The following is an 18,299-nucleotide window of genomic DNA, read 5'->3' on the forward strand; positions in this document are numbered from 1 at the left end:
TGGCATCATCGGTTGACGGATCGAGCGGCACGGGAAAAGGAGCTTTGATTCCCCTCCCGCCCCAGCTTGCGGAGCCGGTAACGGTGGATCAGGGCGACTCCGAACGGGCGATCGGATCGGCGATCGCTTCGGCACAAGGGGACCAGGCCGAACCTTCGGAAACCACTAACTCCGGAGCAGACCGCGTTCGCGAAGATAGGCGAGCAGCGGGAGGAGGGGCATTCCGAGAATGGCGAAATGGCTACCTTCGATCCGGTCGAAGAGTTGAACGCCGAGACCTTCGATCCGGTAGCCACCGACGCTCCATCGGATCGAATCATATTCGCGGTCGAGATAATCGCGAAGGAAATCATCGGACAAGTTGCGCATTGTGAGGGCGACGCTTTCCCTCGCACTCCAACGACGCTGCCCGTCCTCCACCAGAGCCGCCGCCGAGTGGAGATAATGAGTCCGGCCGCTGAGCGAGCGAAGCTGCTCGAAAGCCTCGGCGCGCGATTGCGGCTTGCTCAACAGCGACCCGTCCTCCCGCTCGAGCACCTGATCGGAGCCGAGCACCAGATCCCCTTCGCTGGGCGGGACGCTTCGCGCCTTCATCTCGGCAAGCCTCTCGGCAAGGTCCCTCGGCTCGAAGCCGGCGGCGATGAGCCCCTGCTTCGCTCCGTCCTCGTCGAATTGCGAAGCGACCGCTTCGAACGTGACGCCCGCCGCCTCGAGCATTTGGCGCCTCGTCTCGCTTCTTGAGGCCAGCAGGAGTTTCATTCCGAATCCTGTTCGAGCCGTTCGGCATGCAGCTTCACGATCGCCAGCGCCGTTTCCTCGATCGACCGCCGGGTCACATCGATCACCGGCCAGCCCTGATCGGCAAACATTCGTCGGGCAAAGGCGAGCTCGGAATTGACCGCTTCGATATCCACATAGTCCGTCTCGGGCGCCTGATTCAGCGACAGCAGCCGGTTCCTTCTGATCTGGACAAGGCGATCCGGATTGGTGGTCAGCCCGACGATCAGCGGGTGCTTGAGTTGGAAGAGACTGGGCGGCGGCGGCGACTGCGGCACGAGCGGGATATTGGCAACCTTGTAGCCTCTGTTGGCCAGATAGATGCTGGTCGGCGTCTTCGATGTTCGCGAGACGCCAGCCAGGACGATGTCGGCCTCCTCCCAATTCTCAGGCCCGATCCCGTCGTCATGGGCGATGGTGAACTGGATTGCGTCCACCCGCGCGAAATAAGCGGCGTCGAGCACATGCTGCCGGCCGGCCCGGCCTTTCGCTTGTTCCCCGCTGATCGCCGCAAGGGCATCGATCACCGGGTCGAGCACGGAGACCGCATGGATCGAGCGGCGTCGGCACTTGCGCTCCAGCTCTCGGCGGATCATCGGATTCACCACGGTGTAGAGAACCAGCCCCGGGCGCCGCTCCACATTATCGAGAACCCGGTCGAGATGGCCTTCGGAGCGAACCATCGGCCACAGGTGCCGGATCGCCTGGACATTGTCGAACTGGGCGAGGCACGCCTTGGCCAGCATGTCGAGCGTTTCGCCCGTGGAATCGGACAGAAGATGAAGGTGCAGTTGCTTGGTCGCGGCCGAGTTCATGCGTTCGACCGGCCGGAGACATTCCAATCGGATTTCGGGCTGTGGATAAGCATGGGGAAAGCGCTAGCGGAAGCCTGAGCGCGACTTCAAGGACAGGATTCGCCCCCGCTAGACCCAGAACTGTCCACAGCGACGCGCACAGTGCACAAAATCCACTGGCACGCTGTGGATCATGGGGATCGCCCCAGCGACTCCGCAGAACTGCGAGTGCCGGTCGTCGTCAAGCTTGTTGGCAAAATATGTGCGAAGCCATAAACCCCGGCTTCCGCCCCCCTACTCACCTCAACAGACTCTCTAGGAATCTTATAAGAAGAAGAGAGAGCGGAGACGCGCTGTTCCCATGTCTGGTTCCATCAAGCCCTTGCTCAACGTTCTAAGTGGCGGAAAAAGCGACGTTATTCCTATATGGCTGATGCGTCAGGCTGGCCGTTACCTGCCCGAGTATCGCGCGTTGCGTGCGGAGAAGGGCGGGTTTCTCGAGCTCGTGTACGACTCCGACGCGGCGGCAGAGATCACGCTTCAGCCGATCCGCCGCTTCGGTTTCGACGGCGCCATCCTTTTTTCCGATATCCTGATCGTTCCTTATGCGCTCGGCCAGAGCCTGCGCTTCGAAGCGGGCGAAGGTCCGCGACTGTGGCCACGCCTGGCCGACACCGCGCTGATCTCCCTTGAGCGCCATCAGAGCCGGTTGGCGCCGATCTACAGGACTGTGGAGAACGTGAAGGCTCGATTGCCTTCCGAAACGACTTTTCTGGGGTTCGCCGGCAGCCCCTGGACCGTGGCCACCTACATGGTCGCCGGGCAGGGGAGCCGCGAACAGTCGGAAGCAAGGGGCTTTGCCTATGCCAATCCCGGAGCGTTCGAGCAGATTATTGACGCCATCGCTGAAATGACGGTCGATTACCTGTCCGGCCAGATCCGCGCCGGAGTCGAGGCCGTGCAGCTGTTCGACAGCTGGGCCGGGAGCCTCGCCCCGAAGCAGTTCGAGCAATGGGTTATTGCGCCTACGGCGCGTATCGTAGCCGATCTGAAGAGGCGCCATCCCGACGTTCCGGTGATCGGCTTTCCCAAGGGCGCGGGCGGAAAGCTCGGCGTCTATGCGCGGGAAACCGGGATCGACGCCATCGGTCTCGACGAGACGGTGGACCCCGTCTGGGCAGCGCGCGAACTGCCCGAACAGCTGCCGATTCAGGGCAATCTCGATCCCCTGGCTCTGCTTGCCGGCGGCGAGGCGCTTGAAAGCGCGGTGCAGCGCATCCTATCTGCCTTTCAGGGGAGGCCGCATATTTTCAACCTGGGTCACGGAATCATCAAGGAGACGCCGATCGCCAATGTCGAACGGCTGCTCGAGCTGGTGCGCCGGTGAGCCATGACGCCTGGACGGTTCTGAACTTGCTCTACGCGTGGCTCAAGGCTGGCCATATCATCTTCGTGATCTTCTGGATCGCGGGCCTTTTCATGTTGCCGCGCTATTACATCTACCATCAGGAAGCGGTGCCCGGTTCGCCCGAGGAGCAGAAGTGGATCGAGCGCGAGCGCAAGCTTCGCAACATCATCATAAGCCCCGCAATGGCGCTGGTCTGGATCTTCGGCCTCACTCTGGCCTTCGTCACCGAGGCCTGGAGCCAGGGCTGGTTCCTGGCCAAGTTCGCTCTCGTCGTGGCCTTGTCCGGTTACCATGGCTGGATGGTCGGTTACGGCAAGAAGCTGGCTTCGGGCGCGAGGCCGGCCAGTGGCAAGGCGCTCAGGCTGATGAACGAACTGCCTGGGATTGCCGTCGTCCTGATCGTCGTGCTGGTGATTATACGGCCTTTCTGAGGCCGCTCGCTTGACTTCAACCAGGTCGGAGCATAACGGCGATTCGGTCGTTGGCCCGCCGTCCGCGCGGGTGCTCAAATCCCCATCAAGATCTTTCTGAGCAGGCCGCGCCCAGAATCCGTTCTCCGAAGAGAATCCAGATGCATCTCAATGATCTAAAACAGAAAACCCCCGCGGAGCTGGTGGCGATGGCCGAGGAGCTCGGCGTCGAAGGGGCCTCGACGCTCCGCAAGCAGGAGCTGATGTTCTCCATCCTCAAGGTGATGGCGGAGCGCGGCGAGGAAATAATGGGTCAGGGCACGATAGAAGTGCTCCAGGACGGCTTCGGCTTCCTTCGTTCGGCCGATTCGAACTATCTGGCCGGCCCCGACGACATCTATGTTTCGCCCAACCAGGTCCGGAAGTTCGGCCTGCGGACCGGCGACACGGTCGAAGGGGAGATTCGCGGGCCCAAGGATGGCGAGCGCTATTTCAGCCTCGTACGCGTAACCCAGATCAATTTCGACGATCCCGACGTGGTTCGGCACCGGGTCAATTTCGACAATCTCACTCCGCTTTACCCGGACGAGAAGCTGCGTCTCGACACGCTCGATCCGACGGTGAAGGACAAGTCGGCGCGAGTGATCGATATTGTCGCTCCTCAAGGCAAGGGGCAGCGCGCACTGATTGTCGCTCCTCCGCGCGTCGGCAAGACGGTGCTGCTTCAGAACATCGCCAAGGCCATCACCGACAACCATCCGGAAGTCTTTCTGATCGTCCTCCTGATCGACGAACGTCCGGAGGAAGTCACCGACATGGAGCGTTCGGTGAAGGGCGAAGTCATCTCCTCGACCTTCGACGAGCCGGCCTCGCGGCACGTGCAGGTGGCGGAGATGGTGATCGAAAAGGCGAAGCGCCTCGTCGAGCACAAGAAGGATGTCGTGATCCTCCTCGATTCGATCACGCGCCTCGGCCGGGCCTACAACACGGTCGTCCCGAGTTCGGGCAAGGTGCTGACCGGCGGCGTCGACGCCAACGCGCTGCAGCGGCCGAAGCGCTTCTTCGGTGCGGCGCGCAACATCGAGGAAGGGGGATCGCTGTCGATCATTGCGACGGCCCTGATCGACACCGGATCCAAGATGGACGAGGTCATCTTCGAGGAGTTCAAGGGAACCGGCAATTCGGAGATCGTGCTCGATCGCAAGGTTGCCGACAAGCGGATCTTCCCGGCGCTCGATGTCGGCAAGTCCGGCACCCGCAAGGAGGAGCTGCTCGTCGACCAGGCAACCCTGTCCAAGATGTGGGTGCTCCGCCGTATCCTCATGCAGATGGGAACGGTCGACGCGATGCAGTTCCTGCTCGACAAGATGAAGGACTCGAAGACCAACGAGGACTTCTTCGCTTCCATGAACCAGTAGCCTCTGAGGACGTTCGCCGGTGATGCTGGATTTTCTGCTCAGTCTTCAGGCCGGTTTCGGCAGCCCGTCCCAGATGTTGGACCATATCGTCGCCGATTTCTCGAATCTGGGTTCGCCCTCCGCATTGGCGGCGTTCGGCCAGGTGCTGATGATCGACATCATGCTTGCCGGCGACAATGCGATCGTCGTCGGGGCGCTGGCGGCGGGTCTTCCGGCCCATCAGCGGCGCCAGGTCATCATGATCGGCATCATCGCTGCCCTGGTGCTGCGGATCTTCTTCGCCCTGCTCGTCACTCAGCTGATGCAGATCGTGGGTCTGATCCTCGCCGGCGGCGTGCTGCTGCTGTGGGTGTCCTGGAAAATGTATCGCGAACTCCAGCATTCGGGCGAGTCCAGCGGTTCCGCTGAAATTGTCGGGGACGAACATAGCGGGCTGAAGCCAGCAAAGAGTTTCGCGGGCGCGGCCTGGGCGGTTGCCCTCGCCGACGTCTCGATGAGCCTGGACAATGTTCTGGCCGTTGCCGGAGCTGCCAAGGATCACCCGGGGATCCTGATGATCGGCCTCGTCCTGTCAGTCGCGCTGATGGGCCTCGCGGCCAATGTGATCGCCAAATATATCGATCGCTATCGCTGGATTGCCTGGGTCGGCCTGGTCGTCATCCTCTGGGTGGCAGGCAAGATGATCTATGAAGGCTTCGTCGACCATGAAGTCGGCGTCCTGAACTATTTCTGGCCGGGGTCGGTTCAGCCGCACTGACCGAATCGCTCGTCGCCGGTTCTTCCGGTTCGGGGCAATCGAGACTCGTCATGCATTTGCAACAGGCGGGGAATAGCCTCGTTGCATGATCAAGATCCTCAGTCGGTGCGAGCGGCCGTGCGCCCAGTCCGCTTTCTGGGTTCGGGTGATTCTCTGGGCGAGTCGGAACGTTCGCGCCTGAATTTCCTTCAGCCGATATGCTCGGCGAAGAAGGCTTCGGTTCGGCTGTCCGCCAGCTGGGCTGACTGCTCGCTTCGGCGTTTGCCCATCTCCGCCGCGAAGCCGTGATCTTCTCCGGGATAGTCGTGGATCGTGACTCGGGGGTGATCGTCGAGCTTCTCATGGATGGCGCGCTGCTGGTCCTTGTCGACGAAATGGTCCTCGCAGGCGATGTGGAGCATCAGCGGACGAGCGATCGCATTCTTCTCGTGGAGAAGGTTCGGCAGGGCCACGCCATAATAGCCGACGGCCGCGTCGACGTCGGTGCGGGTTGACGTCATGAAAGCCAGTCGCCCGCCGAGGCAGTAACCGACTGCACCCACCTTGGCGCCTGCTGGCAGGCGTCGGCGGGATTCGCGAATGGTCGCCTCGATATCGCTCACGCCCTGATCCTGGTCGAAAGCCTGCATGAGCTCGAGCGCCCGCTGGAACTGATCGGGGATGTCGGGGTCGAGTTCGACGCCGGATTCAAGGCGCCAGAACAGGTCGGGAGCGATGCCGACATAGCCGAGGCTTGCCCAGTGGTCGCACTTGCGGCGGATACCTTCATTGACCCCGAAGATCTCCTGAATGACGACGATCGCGCCTTTGGGGGTGCCTTGGGGCTCTGCCAGATAAGCCTTGAAGCTGCCCTCGCCGTCGAGCGTTGGAACGTCGATCATCGCCATTGCGCATCCTCCCAATCTTGCGGAGCGTCGGTCTATAGACATAGTGGCTGGCTGGCCCAACAGCGCCGAGGGGAAGAGCATGAAAATCACGGTGGACGTCGATTGCACTCCGGAGGAGGCACGGCGCTTCCTGGGCCTTCCGGATTTGACGCCGGTGCACGAAGCTTATGTCGAGAAGATGCGCCAGGCGGTCGCGGATGGAGTTCGGCCGGAAATGTTCGGCGACCTGGTCAAGGCTTGGGGACCGATGAGCGAGGCCGGCATGAACATGTGGCGGCTGATGCTCGAGCAGATGACGAAGGCCGGCAACTGACCCAGACCATTTTCGCCCTGTCTTCCGGCGCGCCCCCGGCAGCGATTGCGGTCGTTCGGATAAGCGGCCCCGACGCCGACGGGGCGCTTCACACCCTGTCGGGCAGGCTTCCCGAGCCGCGAAGGGCAACCCTGGCGACGTTGCGCCACGCTGGAGACCTGCTCGACCGGGCCCTCGCCATCCGGTTTCCCGGGCCGAACAGCGCAACCGGAGAGGATCTGGTCGAGCTGCACCTCCATGGCGGCCGGTCGGTCGTGGCGGCCGTACTTGCGGCGCTGGCTGGAATGCCGACACTGCGTCCCGCCTTGCCAGGAGAGTTCACGCGCAGGGCGTTCGAGAATGGGCGGATCGACCTTACGGAGGCGGAGGGTCTCGCCGATCTCCTCATGGCAGAGTCCCAGACACAGCGGCGCGCGGCGCTGGCTCTGGCGGGAGGGGCGCTGAGCCGTCAGGTGGAATCCTGGCAGTCGCGTCTCCTTTCGCTTGCAGCACAGGTGGAAGCGGAACTCGACTTCGCCGACGAAGGCGATGTCGAAACGAGTGGCCAGTCCGACGTGAAGGCCGGCATCGCCGCCCTGGCGGGCGAATTGGAGCGCTGGCTTGCACGACCGGCGGCGGAGCGGCTTCGGGAGGGCGTGCGGGTGGTGATCGCCGGCCCACCCAATGCCGGAAAATCCAGCTTGCTCAATGTGTTGGTCGGACGCGAAGCAGCAATCACCTCGGCAATAGCCGGCACGACTCGAGACTTGGTAGAGGCGCCGACCATGATTGGTGGTACGCCCTTGCTGCTGATCGACACGGCAGGTCTTCGCTCGAGCGAGGATTCGATCGAGGCGATCGGTGTGCAACGTGCCGAGGCTTCCATTGCCAGTGCCGACCTGATCCTCTGGCTAGGGAATCCGGCGGCCTGTCCTGAACCGACCCGCTCGATCATCATTCACGCGAAAGCGGATATCTCCGAGCCTGATCCGCGCGCCGATATCAGCGTATCGGCGAAGACGGGCGAGGGTCTCGATGCCCTGACCGCACTTCTGCTGGAGCGGGCCCGGAGCCTCCTGCCGGCTGAAGGCGAAATAGCGATCAATGGACGGCACAGAGACGCTCTGGGCGAATGTTTAGCCTGTCTCCATGAAGCCGAGGCTTCAGGGGATCTCCTGGTGGTCGCCGAGTCGCTTCGCCAGGCGCGCGCGTTCCTCGATCGCGTGACCGGTCGAGCCGGAGTCGAGGAGATGCTCGATGCGCTGTTCGGTCGATTCTGCATCGGCAAGTGAGTTCGCGACAGCCCACATCATGCGCAGCGAATGTCGGTCGCTGGTTGTTCCACGTGGAACAACGACCTAGATGCGCACCGTGCGGAACGCCTTTGATGTCATCGTTGTGGGTGGTGGCCATGCCGGTACCGAAGCCGCCGCGGCTGCGGCGCGAACGGGTGCGTCTGTCGCGCTTCTGAGCTTCAGCCGGGATCAGATCGGCGCGATGTCCTGCAATCCTGCCATGGGAGGGCTTGGCAAGGGGCATCTGATCCGCGAGGTCGATGCCTGTGACGGGTTGATTGCTCGAGCGTCCGACCATGCTGCCATTCACTACCGAATGCTCAATTCCAGCAAGGGTGCGGCGGTCCGAGGGCCTCGGATCCAGGCCGACCGCAAGCGCTACAAGCAGGCGATCCATGATCTGATCGACTCTCAGGACGGGCTGGTGGTGGTCGAGGGGGAGGCCGCCGAACTCCGGCTCGAAGGACGACAGGTGAGGGGCCTCCTGCTCGCCGACGGTCGGGAGCTCAAGGCGAAGGCCGTGGTGCTGGCCACCGGGACGTTCCTGGGCGGTCGACTCCATTTCGGGATGCGCAGCTGCGAAGGCGGCCGGGTGGGGGAACGGGCCGCGACGGCTCTGGCCGGACAGCTCCGCCTGCTGGGGCTGCCGTTGGCTCGCCTCAAGACCGGAACTCCGCCGCGCCTCGACGGGCGGACGATCGAATGGTCGAGGCTGGAACGTCAACCTTCCGACGAAGGTGACTGGACCATGTCGCCGATGAGCGATGGCCGGGCGGCACCGCAGCTCTTCTGTGCCATCACTCGAACCAATCCGCGGACTCACGAGATCATCAAGGCCAATCTCGATCGATCCCCCTTGTTCGCGGGAGCGATCAGTGGAGTCGGGCCCCGCTACTGTCCTTCGATCGAGGACAAGGTTCACCGGTTCGCCGATCGCGACGGGCACCAGGTCTTCCTTGAACCGGAGGGGCTGGACGATCCGACCGTTTATCCAAACGGTATCTCGACCTCGCTCCCGGTGGACGTGCAACTCGCCATGGTCAGATCCATGCCCGGACTCGAGCAGGCAGAGATTCTTCAGCCCGGCTATGCCGTCGAATATGATCATGTCGATCCGCGGATCCTCGAGCCGACGCTCGCGGTACGCGACGTCGCTGGCCTGTATCTTGCCGGGCAGATCAACGGCACGACGGGCTATGAAGAGGCGGCTGCGCAGGGGCTGGTGGCAGGCCTGAATGCTGCGGCGGCGGTCGCCGGTGCGCAGCCGATCCTGTTCGAACGCAGTGAATCCTATATCGGCGTCATGGTCGACGACCTCGTGCTTCAGGGAGTGACGGAGCCCTATCGGATGCTGACCGCGCGCGCCGAGTACCGGTTGCGTCTTCGCGCAGACAATGCCGAGGCCCGGCTGACCCCCAAGGCGATTGCTGTCGGATGCGTGACGAAGCAGCGGCAGCGCCACTTCGAAGCGGCGCGAATCGAGCGGGCCGCTATCGAGTCCCATTTGAGTCAGCGCTACAGCGGATCGCAGTTGATAGCGGCCGGAGTCGCGGTTCGCGACGACGGGGTTCGGCGCACCCTCGGCGAATGGCTCCGCTTTCCGGAACTCGGAGCCGATGGGCTGATCAGGCTGTCGCCCGGCCTGGCCCAATATTCTTCGTCACGCCTGGAAGAGGCGATCCAGGATCATCGCTATGCCCCGTACATTGCTCGGCAGCAGAATGAGATCGACCGGATTCGGGCCGACGAGAAGGTCCTGATTCCGCCCGAACTGGACTATCGATCGGTTCCCGGTCTTTCCAACGAGATGGTGGAGCGACTCGAACTCGCCCGGCCGGCAACGCTTGGTGCAGCGTCCCGGCTACGCGGCATCACTCCAGCCGCACTTGCCGCGATTCTTGTTCATGCCCGGCGGCGAGCGGCATGATCGAAGCGGCACAGGCGCGTGATTGGTTTGCCTCGGAGTTCGACGTTTCACGTGAAACAATGGCGCGAATCGACGCCTTTGCGGATCTGCTACGATCCGAGAATGAGCGCCAGAACCTCGTTTCACGTGGAACGTTTGACCAGCTCTGGCTGCGCCACATCGTCGATTCGGCGCAGTTGCTCCGCCATGCCTCCGATCCTGAGGCGAGTTGGGTCGACCTCGGAAGCGGAGCGGGTTTCCCTGGCCTAATCATAGCCCTGCTTCACCAAGGCCGGGTAACTCTGGTCGAGGAGCGGCGCCTGAGGATCGAGTTCCTCTCCCGAGCCGCGGAAGTTCTCGGGGTCGAAGTGGACATCCTTCCCGGCAAGGTCGAGCGTTTCAACCCGCGCCCCTTTGACGTGATCAGCGCCCGGGCCTTTGCGCCGCTCGGCAAGCTGCTCGATATCGGCACCCGCTTTTCCACAAAAAAGACCGTCTGGGTTCTTCCCAAAGGGAGAAACGCGAAGTCGGAACTGGAAGCGCTTGAGTCTTCGTGGCAAGGTGACTTTCGTCTCGAACCGAGCCTCACCGATGCCGAGGCGAGGATCATTGTCGCCACGGGCGTCCATCGGGCGAAGGGGAAGAGATCATGATCCGGATAGCGATCGCCAACCAGAAGGGCGGAGTCGGCAAGACGACGACGGCGATCAACCTCGCCACGGCCCTGGCGGCGACCGGCTGGAGGGTGCTGCTGATCGACCTCGACCCACAGGGCAATGCCTCCACCGGCCTCGGCATCGGTCATGCACTGCGCGAACGGTCCAGCTATGAACTGCTGACGGGCGAGGGGACCATCGATGAGGTGGTGGTTTCGACACGCGTGCCCAGGCTCGACATCGTTCCGGCGAAGGTGGATCTTTCCGGGGCCGAGATCGAGCTCATCGAGTTTGAGCGCCGCACTCACCGCCTGGACGAGGCGCTGGAAGGCGTCGCAGACCTCCGCTGGGACGTCTGCCTCATCGATTGTCCGCCTTCTCTGGGCCTCCTGACCGTCAACGCGCTGATCGCCGCCAACTCCATCCTGGTCCCCCTCCAGGCCGAATTCTTTGCCCTCGAAGGGCTCAGCCAGCTGCTCCAGACGGTCGAGCGGGTTCGGGCGCGGTTCAATCCGGAGCTGTCGATCCTGGGTGTTGCGCTGACGATGTACGACCGCCGGAACAATCTGTCTTCCCAGGTAGCCGACGACGTCCGGGCCTGCCTCGGCGATGTGGTCTTCAAGACGGTCGTGCCTCGCAACGTCCGGCTTTCGGAAGCGCCGAGTCATGGGATTCCCGCCCTGATATACGATCATCGCTGCCCGGGATCGGAAGCCTATATCGCCCTGGCGCGCGAGCTGATCGGCCGCTTGCCGAAGAAGGCAGAGGCCGCATGAGCGACGACGCCCGTCGAGCAGAACCCACCGAGCCGCGCAAACGTCCTTCGGGTCTGGGTCGCGGACTTTCCTCACTTCTCGGCGAAGTGGCGAAGGAGACGCCCGTCAGCGGAGCTCCGGATCGTGGGAATGTGAGAATGATCCCGGTCGCGAGCATCGAGCCACACCCCGATCAGCCGCGGCGGATCTTCAATGAGGATGCGCTGGCGGAGCTTGCCGCCTCCATTCAGTCCAAGGGCGTCATCCAGCCGATCGTCGTCCGTCCGCATGGGCACCGGTTCCAGATCGTTGCGGGCGAGCGGCGCTGGCGCGCTGCGCAGAGGGCGCGGCTGCACGAAGTGCCGGCCATTGTCCGGGACTTCAACGAAGCCGAAACGCTCGAGGTCGCCCTGCTGGAAAACATCCAGCGCCAGGACCTCAACGCCATCGAAGAGGCTCAGGCCTACAAGCGACTGATCAAGGATTATGGCCACACTCAGGAAGAACTCGGCAGGATCGTCCACAAATCGCGGAGCCACGTCGCCAACTTGCTGAGATTGCTCGAGCTCCCGCCCAACGTCCAGATCATGGTCGGCACCGGTGAGCTCAGCATGGGGCATGCCAGGGCACTGATAACCGCGCCCGATCCGGAGAGTCTTGCCGACGAGGTCGTCCGGCGAGGGCTTTCGGTGCGGGAAACGGAACAGCTCGCCCGCGAAGGCAAGCCGACTCGGCAGCGGCCGCTTCCGATCGGTTACAAGGGAGCGAGCGCCGATATCGCCGCGCTTGAGCGTCAACTCGGCGACCTGCTCGGACTCAGGGTCTCGATCAAGCACAGCCCAAAGGGCGGCTCGGTGACTCTTGGCTATTCAACGCTGGATCAGCTCGACATGATTTGCCAGCGGCTCAGCGGAGACAAGTTCTAGCGCAGCCGCGCAGCCTGACGGCAGATGGCGAACAACTCGGCATCGGCGGCGATCACCCCAGGGCCGCCCGGGCTCATCACCTGTCGCTCCGCTTCGGCGAGCCGGGTCACCGTCCTTGCGATCAAGTCGGACCTCCAGTGCGCGACCTGCCGGCCGACCGTGTCTTTTTCCTTCCAGAACAATGACTTGCCTGATGACGCCATGACTTCGCCAAGGCTTTTGCCCTGTTCCACTTCGGCCCTGAGGCGCGCCAGAACCATCATCCTTCGGAGCACCGCACGAAGGAGAGTTATTCCCTCCTGGCCTTCGGCGCGCAGCCGAGCGATCTCGGCCTCGAGGATCCCCGCGTCTCCGTTCGCAACGCCGTCGACCAGTCGCGACAAATCGCCTTCATTTGCGCCGGCGCCGATCAGATCGACGACTTCATGCTCAAGCGCCTTCGGGACATCCGGGGAGGCATCGAGATAGAGCGCGAACTTGCGAAGCTCCTGCTCGATCACCGCCCGATTGGACCCGCAGGCCTCGCCGACGCGTCGAGCCACGTCGCGCTGGACGTTCAGGCCATGCTCGCGCGCCAGTTCCAGGACCAGCCGGTCGGAGTCTCGTGAGTCGGGCGCGTAGCTGGCAAAGGCGAGGCCCGACGGAGCCGACAAAGAAAGCTTGAGTAACTTCGAGGCGGGCTTGAGTGCGCCGGCGACGATCGCAACCGGATTGCCCGCGGCCGGCGATTCGATCAGCGACTCCAGCGCCGAGGCGATTTCGTCTCCGGCCTGCTCCACGAGGATCCAGCGCCGGTCGCCGAACATCGAAATGGCGGCCGCTTCGTCAGCCAGCCGGGCACTGTCGACCTTCAAGTCCGCGCCGGTCAGGTCGATCCGCTCGGCCTTCTCCCCCATGGCGGTCGCGAGCAGCTTTACAAGGCCCCGGCTGCCGGCTTCATCCGGACCGTGCAACAGGAAGAAACGGGTCTCGCCCGGGTTCCTCAGCGCCTTCTCGATCTGGGCGCGATTTGCCTTCACCGGCCGCCGCCGGTGCGTGACGCGTAGAGCGCGATTCGAGCCACGATCTGGTCCGCAACTTCGACGGACAGCCGCTCCAGAGCCGTCTGCTCCGCGGCCACCGTGGCATATTCCGAAGAGACGACGTCGACGCCGGCGTCCGAGCCTGCCGTGGCGTCGAGAACGACTGTACCGCGTTCCGCCTCGACGAGGCGGTAACGCGCCCGGAGAGTTCGTCGCTCACGAGTGACCGCATTGTCGCGCCGGATACCGAAGCCGGTAATGTCGTCGTCCAGCTCGACCTCAAGCCGATAGCGTGCTGCCCCGTCCGCGCCGCCGCCGAGCCGGTCCTCGAGCGCGGTCCGAACGAGCCACCCCGCGCGGCCGGGAATTGGTGCGATACTTACCGACTGCAGCGCCTGCGCGACTTCGCCGGAGCCGCCGCCGCTATAGAGTGGTCGCAGGGTGCAGGAAGACAGGACGAGCGCAGCGGCGAGGAAGATCAGCCGCCGCCTCATGCGACCAGATTCACCAGCCGGTCCGGAACGACGATCACCTTTCGAGGCGGTTTGCCTTCCAGGACCCTCACCACCTTTTCGGATTCCAGAGCCATCTGCTCCAGCGTCTCCCGCGTCGTACCCTTGGGGGCCGTGAGCGTGTCGCGAAGCTTGCCATTGACCTGGACAGCGATGGTGACCTCGTCCTCGATGAGCAATGCCGGGTCGGGTTGTGGCCAGGCGGCGTCGGCGACCAGGCCTTCCCGTCCCCACAGCGCCCAGGCCTCTTCGGCAACATGGGGCACCATGGGCGCTGCAAGCCGAATCATCGTTTCGATAGCCTCGCGGCGAGCGGCTGAAGGCTTGGCCTTCTCGATGGCGTTTGCGAGCTCGTAGATGTTGGCGACGGCCTTGTTGAAGGCCAGCGAGTCGATATTCGCTCCGACTGCCGCAATCGTCTGATGAAGCTTGCGCGTGAGTCCGGGATCGTCGCCTTCCGCCGCCGTCGCATCGGACGCGAGCCGCCACAGCCGCTGGATGAAGCGCCAGGCGCCGTTGATCCCTTCTTCGCTCCACTCCAGATCCCGCTCGGGCGGGCTGTCCGAGAGCATGAACCAGCGGACTGCGTCGGCACCATACTGGTCGACAATCGGCTCCGGATCGACCGTGTTGCGCTTGGACTTCGACATCTTCTCGACTCGGCCGCGCTCGAGCCGTTCGCCGGTCGCGGCTTCGACCAGCTGCCCGTCCTTGATCGCGATCTCGTCCGGGCTGATCCAGCGCCCGTCGGGCGCCCGGTAGGTCTCGTGAGTGACCATGCCCTGGGTGAACAGGCCTCGGAACGGCTCCTCCACGTCGAGCCTGCCGATCCGATTCAGCGCCCGGGTCCAGAAGCGGGCATAAAGCAGGTGGAGGATGGCATGCTCCACCCCGCCAATATACTGATCGACCGGAAGCCATTGCTCGGCGACCAATCTGTCGAACGGCTCGCCTTCCGGTTGGCTGGCGAAGCGGATGAAATACCAGGAGGAGTCGACGAAGGTGTCGAGAGTGTCGGTTTCCCGCCGCGCACTGGCGCCGCAGCTCGGGCAATCGACATGCTTCCAGCTTGGGTGACGCTCGAGCGGATTGCCGGGTGAATCGAACGTGACGTCTTCCGGCAGCCTGACCGGCAGCTGGTCCTTCGGGACAGGGACGGCGCCGCACGATCCACAATGGATGATGGGAATGGGCGTGCCCCAGTAGCGTTGGCGCGAAACGCCCCAGTCGCGCAGCCGCCAGACGGTGGTTCCCTCACCCCAGCCGTCGGCTTCGGCGCGACGGATCACCTCCGCCTTGGCCTCCTCGACCCCGAGGCCGTCCAAGAAACGCGAGTTGACGAGGATCCCGTCGCCATTATCGGCTTCGCCCTCGATCGGGCGGCCGGCCTCGTCTGGAGAAGCCGCGACCACTCGGCGGATCGGCAGGCCATATTTGGTCGCAAACTCAAAGTCTCGCTGATCATGGCCGGGCACTCCGAAAATGGCGCCCGTTCCATAGTCCATCAGAACGAAGTTCGCGATGTAGACGGGGAGCCGCCAGTCCGGATCGAGCGGATGGATTACCTCCAGGCCGGTATCGAAACCCTTCTTCTCCTGGGTTTCCAACTCGGCCGCGGTGGTTCCACCCTTCTTGCATTCGGCGATGAACGCCGCCGCAGCCGGATTCGACTCGGCCAGTCGAGCGGCGATCGGGTGATCGGGGGACAAGGCGGCGAAGCTGGAGCCGAAGATCGTGTCGGGCCGAGTAGTGTACACTTCGAAGCTGTCATGATCGGCGAGGGGCCGGGCGAGCCGGAAGCGGAACCGCATGCCGCGGCTCTTGCCGATCCAATTCTCCTGCATCAGCCGGACCTTGTCCGGCCATTGGTCGAGGCGGCCGAGCCCTTCGAGCAGATCCTCCGCAAAATCCGTGATCTTCAGAAACCATTGGTTGAGCTTGCGCCGCTCCACCAGCGCTCCGGAACGCCAGCCTCGTCCGTCGATCACCTGCTCATTGGCGAGCACGGTCATGTCGACCGGGTCCCAATTGACTTCGCTTTGCTTGCGGTAGACGAGCCCGGCTTCGAACAGGTCAAGGAACAGCGCCTGCTCGTGGCCGTAATAAGCGGGGTCGCAGGTCGCGACCTCCCGGCTCCAGTCCAGAGCGAAGCCGAGCCGCTTGAGCTGCGCCTTCATCGTGGCGATGTTCGACCATGTCCACTCGCCGGGATGAACCTTCCGCTCCATGGCCGCATTTTCGGCCGGCATCCCAAAGGCGTCCCAGCCCATCGGATGGAGCACTTCATACCCGTTCATCCGGCGGTAGCGGGCGAGCACGTCCCCCATCGTATAGTTGCGGACATGGCCCATGTGGATGCGTCCCGACGGGTAGGGAAACATCTCCAGGATATAGGCTTTCGGCCGTTCACTGCGGTCCGAGGCGCGGAAGCTGCCGGCTTCCTCCCAGACTTTTTGCCAGTGCGCATCGGCCTTGAGGGGATTGAAGCGCGATGCCATCGCCAACGACTTTCGAAGAAGATTATCCGGCGAGGGCGGCGCGCCTCAGGTCGCGGGCGCGAGTGAGGATGATCTCCTCCAGCCGCTGAACGGTGGCCGCGGTCACCGGCGCCGGCACCCACTGGCCGTTCTGAAGAACCTCGCGCGCGGCGGTGACCCGGAGGGCATCGGCTCGAAGATCGGCGTCCAGGATGGCGACGGTCACCTTGGCTCGTTCCGACGGATTGTTCGGATTGGCATACCATTCGGTCGAGATCACGCCGCCGTTTGAGTCGCTCTGCGCCAGCGGCGCGAAGGAAAGCGTGTCGAGCGCGGCGCGCCAAAGATAGGCGTTCACACCGATCGAGGTCACCTGGCTGGCAGCAAGGTCGGTGCGACGGGCTTCCTGCTCCGGCGAGCGGCCGAGCGTCCGATTGACATCATCGCGGACGAACTGGCAGCCGGCCAGGGTAACGGCGCAGGCCGCCGCCAGGCCAAGGGTGAATACGCGCGCCATCTCAGAATTCCTTGGAAACACTCTCTGTGAGGGCCGTTATAGAAGTCGGCGCGCGGGCGGCAAGCGTCTCGTGCCCGCTCCTGGCGGCTGGAGCTACGGTCGACGGCAGGCGCGTTGTGGGAAACTTGCAACAGGAAGGATGATTCACGGTTACTTCGGCCGGCTTCGCTAGGAATAGGTTGAGAGTCGTACTAAATCCTTGGGCAGTGGGGAGGACTGGCGAGTCTTGATGAGGATTCGGGCAATTGCAGTGGCAGCCGGCGCGTCGCTGATGGCGATGACGCTGATGCTCGCCCCCGCTCTGCCTGCCGACGCCCAGCAGAATTCGAGGTCGCGCCCGCTGCCGAGCGCCAATTCGCGTCCGGTGGGCGCCTTCACTCCAGCGGTGTCGGACCCGCGGCTCGCGGCCTTTCTCGCCCGCCGGGGCTCTTCCCTCGGCTCCGGGCTTCGCTTCACTCCAGCGACAACGGCGCCTGAGCGGAGCCGAGCCGTTCGAGTGGCGATCCGGGCCCGGGCGAATACGCCGGCCGAGGCGGTTCGTGGAGTCGTGAGCGCTTCCTCGGCATCGCCGGTGACTCCGATCACGCCAAGCTCGTACAGCCTCGGAGCATCGCTCGGCTGGCGGCGCTTCGCCATTTCCGGCGATGTCGTGGAGGCGGAGGGCGGCACCGTGCCGGGCCGCCGGCAATCTGCCCAGGTCGGCATGAGCTATCGCGCCGACAACCGCCTTACCGGCCGAGTGGCCGTGGCTGCGGAACGCGCGGAAGGCACCCAGCGACTGCTCACCGAGGACGAAGCTTATTCGCTCGACGTCGGTGGCGCCTTCTCGATTGCGCGCAACGTCGATGTGACCGCCGGCGCCCGCTACCGGATCTCCCGAGACCGGCTCGACGCCATGACCCGTGACGAGCGCCGCGACAGCCAGGCCGTCTATATTGGGACCGCCTTCCGCTTCTAAAGCCAGGCGTCGATTCCCGCCCAACCATAAGCGTCCCGAAGGACCCGGCAGCGGGCCTCGTTCAAACCCCCGAGCGCAACCACCGGCAGACGCGTTTGCCGCGCCAAGATCGCGAAGCGCGCCGGACCCAGAGGTCTGCCGTCGGGGTGGCTTCGGGTGGCGAATACCGGTGAGAGAAAGAGAAGAGCGGCCCCGGCGCGCTCAGCGGCTCGGATTTCCCGGGCACAATGGGCGGGCGCCGTGCGAAGGCCGAAACCCCGCCCACGGCCATGGCTGCCATGTGCGCCCCAGGCCTGAGCCTGCGCCGAAGAGCCGGCGAGGAGAAGGAGATGCCCCCGCTGGCGGGCAGCCTGCTTCACGCGTTCGAACAATTGCCGTCGCTCGGCCTCGGCGAGTCGATAATGACGAAAGACGATTCCAGAGCCGCTCGGCAGCCGTTCGATCGCTTGGAACAGTCGGTTGCCCAGTCGTTCGTCGGTCATCAGCCATCGACGCGGGAGGTGCTGGCGGCGGAGCATGCCCCTTCCTATAG

At 63.9% G+C, this 18,299-nt stretch carries 19 protein-coding genes; 11 read left to right on the forward strand and 8 right to left on the reverse strand.

Annotation, left to right across the window (positions count from 1 at the left end; translation table 11 throughout):
• Positions 1-165 precede the first annotated feature (165 nt).
• Together ACRYLT_RS04905 and ACRYLT_RS04910 are read right to left on the reverse strand one after the other, a co-directional pair.
• A complete protein-coding gene (locus ACRYLT_RS04905; protein WP_482662987.1) occupies positions 166-759 on the reverse strand; it encodes a Maf family protein in 594 nt (197 codons plus the stop codon).
• Positions 756-1,592, reverse strand: coding sequence for a pyruvate, water dikinase regulatory protein (locus ACRYLT_RS04910; RefSeq protein ID WP_482662988.1), 837 nt, complete (start codon positions 1,590-1,592; stop codon positions 756-758). The genes ACRYLT_RS04905 and ACRYLT_RS04910 overlap by 4 nt, the downstream gene beginning before the upstream one ends.
• Before the next feature lie 340 nt (positions 1,593-1,932).
• Between ACRYLT_RS04910 and hemE the strand changes: the two genes are divergently transcribed.
• From hemE to ACRYLT_RS04930, 4 genes are all read left to right on the forward strand, one after another.
• Complete coding sequence (hemE, locus tag ACRYLT_RS04915; protein WP_482662989.1) at positions 1,933-2,958, forward strand: uroporphyrinogen decarboxylase; 1,026 nt, start codon at positions 1,933-1,935, stop codon at positions 2,956-2,958.
• Positions 2,955-3,410, forward strand: a complete 456-nt coding sequence (locus tag ACRYLT_RS04920) for a CopD family protein (protein WP_482662990.1) — start codon at positions 2,955-2,957, stop codon at positions 3,408-3,410. The genes hemE and ACRYLT_RS04920 overlap by 4 nt, the downstream gene beginning before the upstream one ends.
• A gap of 140 nt (positions 3,411-3,550) precedes the next feature.
• Complete coding sequence (gene rho / locus ACRYLT_RS04925) at positions 3,551-4,807, forward strand: transcription termination factor Rho (RefSeq protein WP_482662991.1); 1,257 nt, start codon at positions 3,551-3,553, stop codon at positions 4,805-4,807.
• A 22-nt stretch (positions 4,808-4,829) separates the two neighbouring features.
• Positions 4,830-5,564, forward strand: a complete 735-nt coding sequence (locus ACRYLT_RS04930; protein WP_482662992.1) for a TerC family protein — start codon at positions 4,830-4,832, stop codon at positions 5,562-5,564.
• Between the two features lie 188 nt (positions 5,565-5,752).
• Here ACRYLT_RS04930 and ACRYLT_RS04935 read toward each other — a convergent pair whose 3' ends face one another.
• Positions 5,753-6,451, reverse strand: coding sequence for a dienelactone hydrolase family protein (locus tag ACRYLT_RS04935; RefSeq protein ID WP_482662993.1), 699 nt, complete (start codon positions 6,449-6,451; stop codon positions 5,753-5,755).
• A gap of 79 nt (positions 6,452-6,530) precedes the next feature.
• On the opposite strand from ACRYLT_RS04935, the gene ACRYLT_RS04940 reads away from it, so the two are divergent.
• The 6 genes from ACRYLT_RS04940 to ACRYLT_RS04965 all read left to right on the forward strand — a co-directional run bounded on the left by ACRYLT_RS04940 (position 6,531) and on the right by ACRYLT_RS04965 (position 12,281).
• Positions 6,531-6,764 (forward strand): DUF6489 family protein, encoded by a 234-nt coding sequence (locus ACRYLT_RS04940; RefSeq protein ID WP_482662994.1) that lies wholly within the window; start codon positions 6,531-6,533, stop codon positions 6,762-6,764.
• Positions 6,761-8,035: a tRNA uridine-5-carboxymethylaminomethyl(34) synthesis GTPase MnmE gene (gene mnmE, locus ACRYLT_RS04945; protein ID WP_482665397.1), complete on the forward strand. Its 1,275-nt coding sequence runs from the start codon at positions 6,761-6,763 to the stop codon at positions 8,033-8,035. Before ACRYLT_RS04940 ends, mnmE begins: the two co-directional genes overlap by 4 nt.
• Before the next feature lie 79 nt (positions 8,036-8,114).
• Positions 8,115-9,965, forward strand: coding sequence for a tRNA uridine-5-carboxymethylaminomethyl(34) synthesis enzyme MnmG (gene mnmG, locus ACRYLT_RS04950; RefSeq protein WP_482665398.1), 1,851 nt, complete (start codon positions 8,115-8,117; stop codon positions 9,963-9,965).
• On the forward strand, positions 9,962-10,597 hold the full coding sequence (gene rsmG / locus ACRYLT_RS04955) for a 16S rRNA (guanine(527)-N(7))-methyltransferase RsmG (protein ID WP_482662995.1): 636 nt from the start codon (positions 9,962-9,964) through the stop codon (positions 10,595-10,597). The genes mnmG and rsmG overlap by 4 nt, the downstream gene beginning before the upstream one ends.
• Complete coding sequence (locus ACRYLT_RS04960; RefSeq protein WP_482662996.1) at positions 10,594-11,376, forward strand: ParA family protein; 783 nt, start codon at positions 10,594-10,596, stop codon at positions 11,374-11,376. Before rsmG ends, ACRYLT_RS04960 begins: the two co-directional genes overlap by 4 nt.
• A complete protein-coding gene (locus ACRYLT_RS04965; RefSeq protein ID WP_482662997.1) occupies positions 11,373-12,281 on the forward strand; it encodes a ParB/RepB/Spo0J family partition protein in 909 nt (302 codons plus the stop codon). Before ACRYLT_RS04960 ends, ACRYLT_RS04965 begins: the two co-directional genes overlap by 4 nt.
• Here the strand turns inward: ACRYLT_RS04965 and holA are convergent.
• From holA to ACRYLT_RS04985, 4 genes are read right to left on the reverse strand one after another with little or no spacing between them, the layout of a single operon-like run.
• Complete coding sequence (gene holA, locus ACRYLT_RS04970; RefSeq protein ID WP_482662998.1) at positions 12,278-13,300, reverse strand: DNA polymerase III subunit delta; 1,023 nt, start codon at positions 13,298-13,300, stop codon at positions 12,278-12,280. The genes ACRYLT_RS04965 and holA overlap by 4 nt on opposite strands.
• Positions 13,297-13,797, reverse strand: coding sequence for an LPS assembly lipoprotein LptE (gene lptE, locus ACRYLT_RS04975; protein WP_482662999.1), 501 nt, complete (start codon positions 13,795-13,797; stop codon positions 13,297-13,299). The genes holA and lptE overlap by 4 nt, the downstream gene beginning before the upstream one ends.
• On the reverse strand, positions 13,794-16,313 hold the full coding sequence (gene leuS, locus ACRYLT_RS04980; RefSeq protein WP_482663000.1) for a leucine--tRNA ligase: 2,520 nt from the start codon (positions 16,311-16,313) through the stop codon (positions 13,794-13,796). The genes lptE and leuS overlap by 4 nt, the downstream gene beginning before the upstream one ends.
• A 22-nt stretch (positions 16,314-16,335) precedes the next feature.
• Complete coding sequence (locus ACRYLT_RS04985) at positions 16,336-16,809, reverse strand: DUF3576 domain-containing protein (RefSeq protein WP_482663001.1); 474 nt, start codon at positions 16,807-16,809, stop codon at positions 16,336-16,338.
• A 229-nt stretch (positions 16,810-17,038) separates the two neighbouring features.
• Between ACRYLT_RS04985 and ACRYLT_RS04990 the strand changes: the two genes are divergently transcribed.
• Positions 17,039-17,767, forward strand: a complete 729-nt coding sequence (locus ACRYLT_RS04990) for a hypothetical protein (protein ID WP_482663002.1) — start codon at positions 17,039-17,041, stop codon at positions 17,765-17,767.
• Here ACRYLT_RS04990 and ACRYLT_RS04995 read toward each other — a convergent pair.
• Positions 17,764-18,285 carry a thiamine phosphate synthase gene (locus ACRYLT_RS04995; protein WP_482663003.1) on the reverse strand — a complete coding sequence of 174 codons (522 nt, stop codon included), beginning with the start codon at positions 18,283-18,285 and terminating at the stop codon, positions 17,764-17,766. The genes ACRYLT_RS04990 and ACRYLT_RS04995 overlap by 4 nt on opposite strands.
• Between the last annotated feature and the right edge of the window lie 14 nt (positions 18,286-18,299).

The sequence above is a fragment of the Sphingosinicella sp. SM1-17 genome (assembly GCF_056821765.1).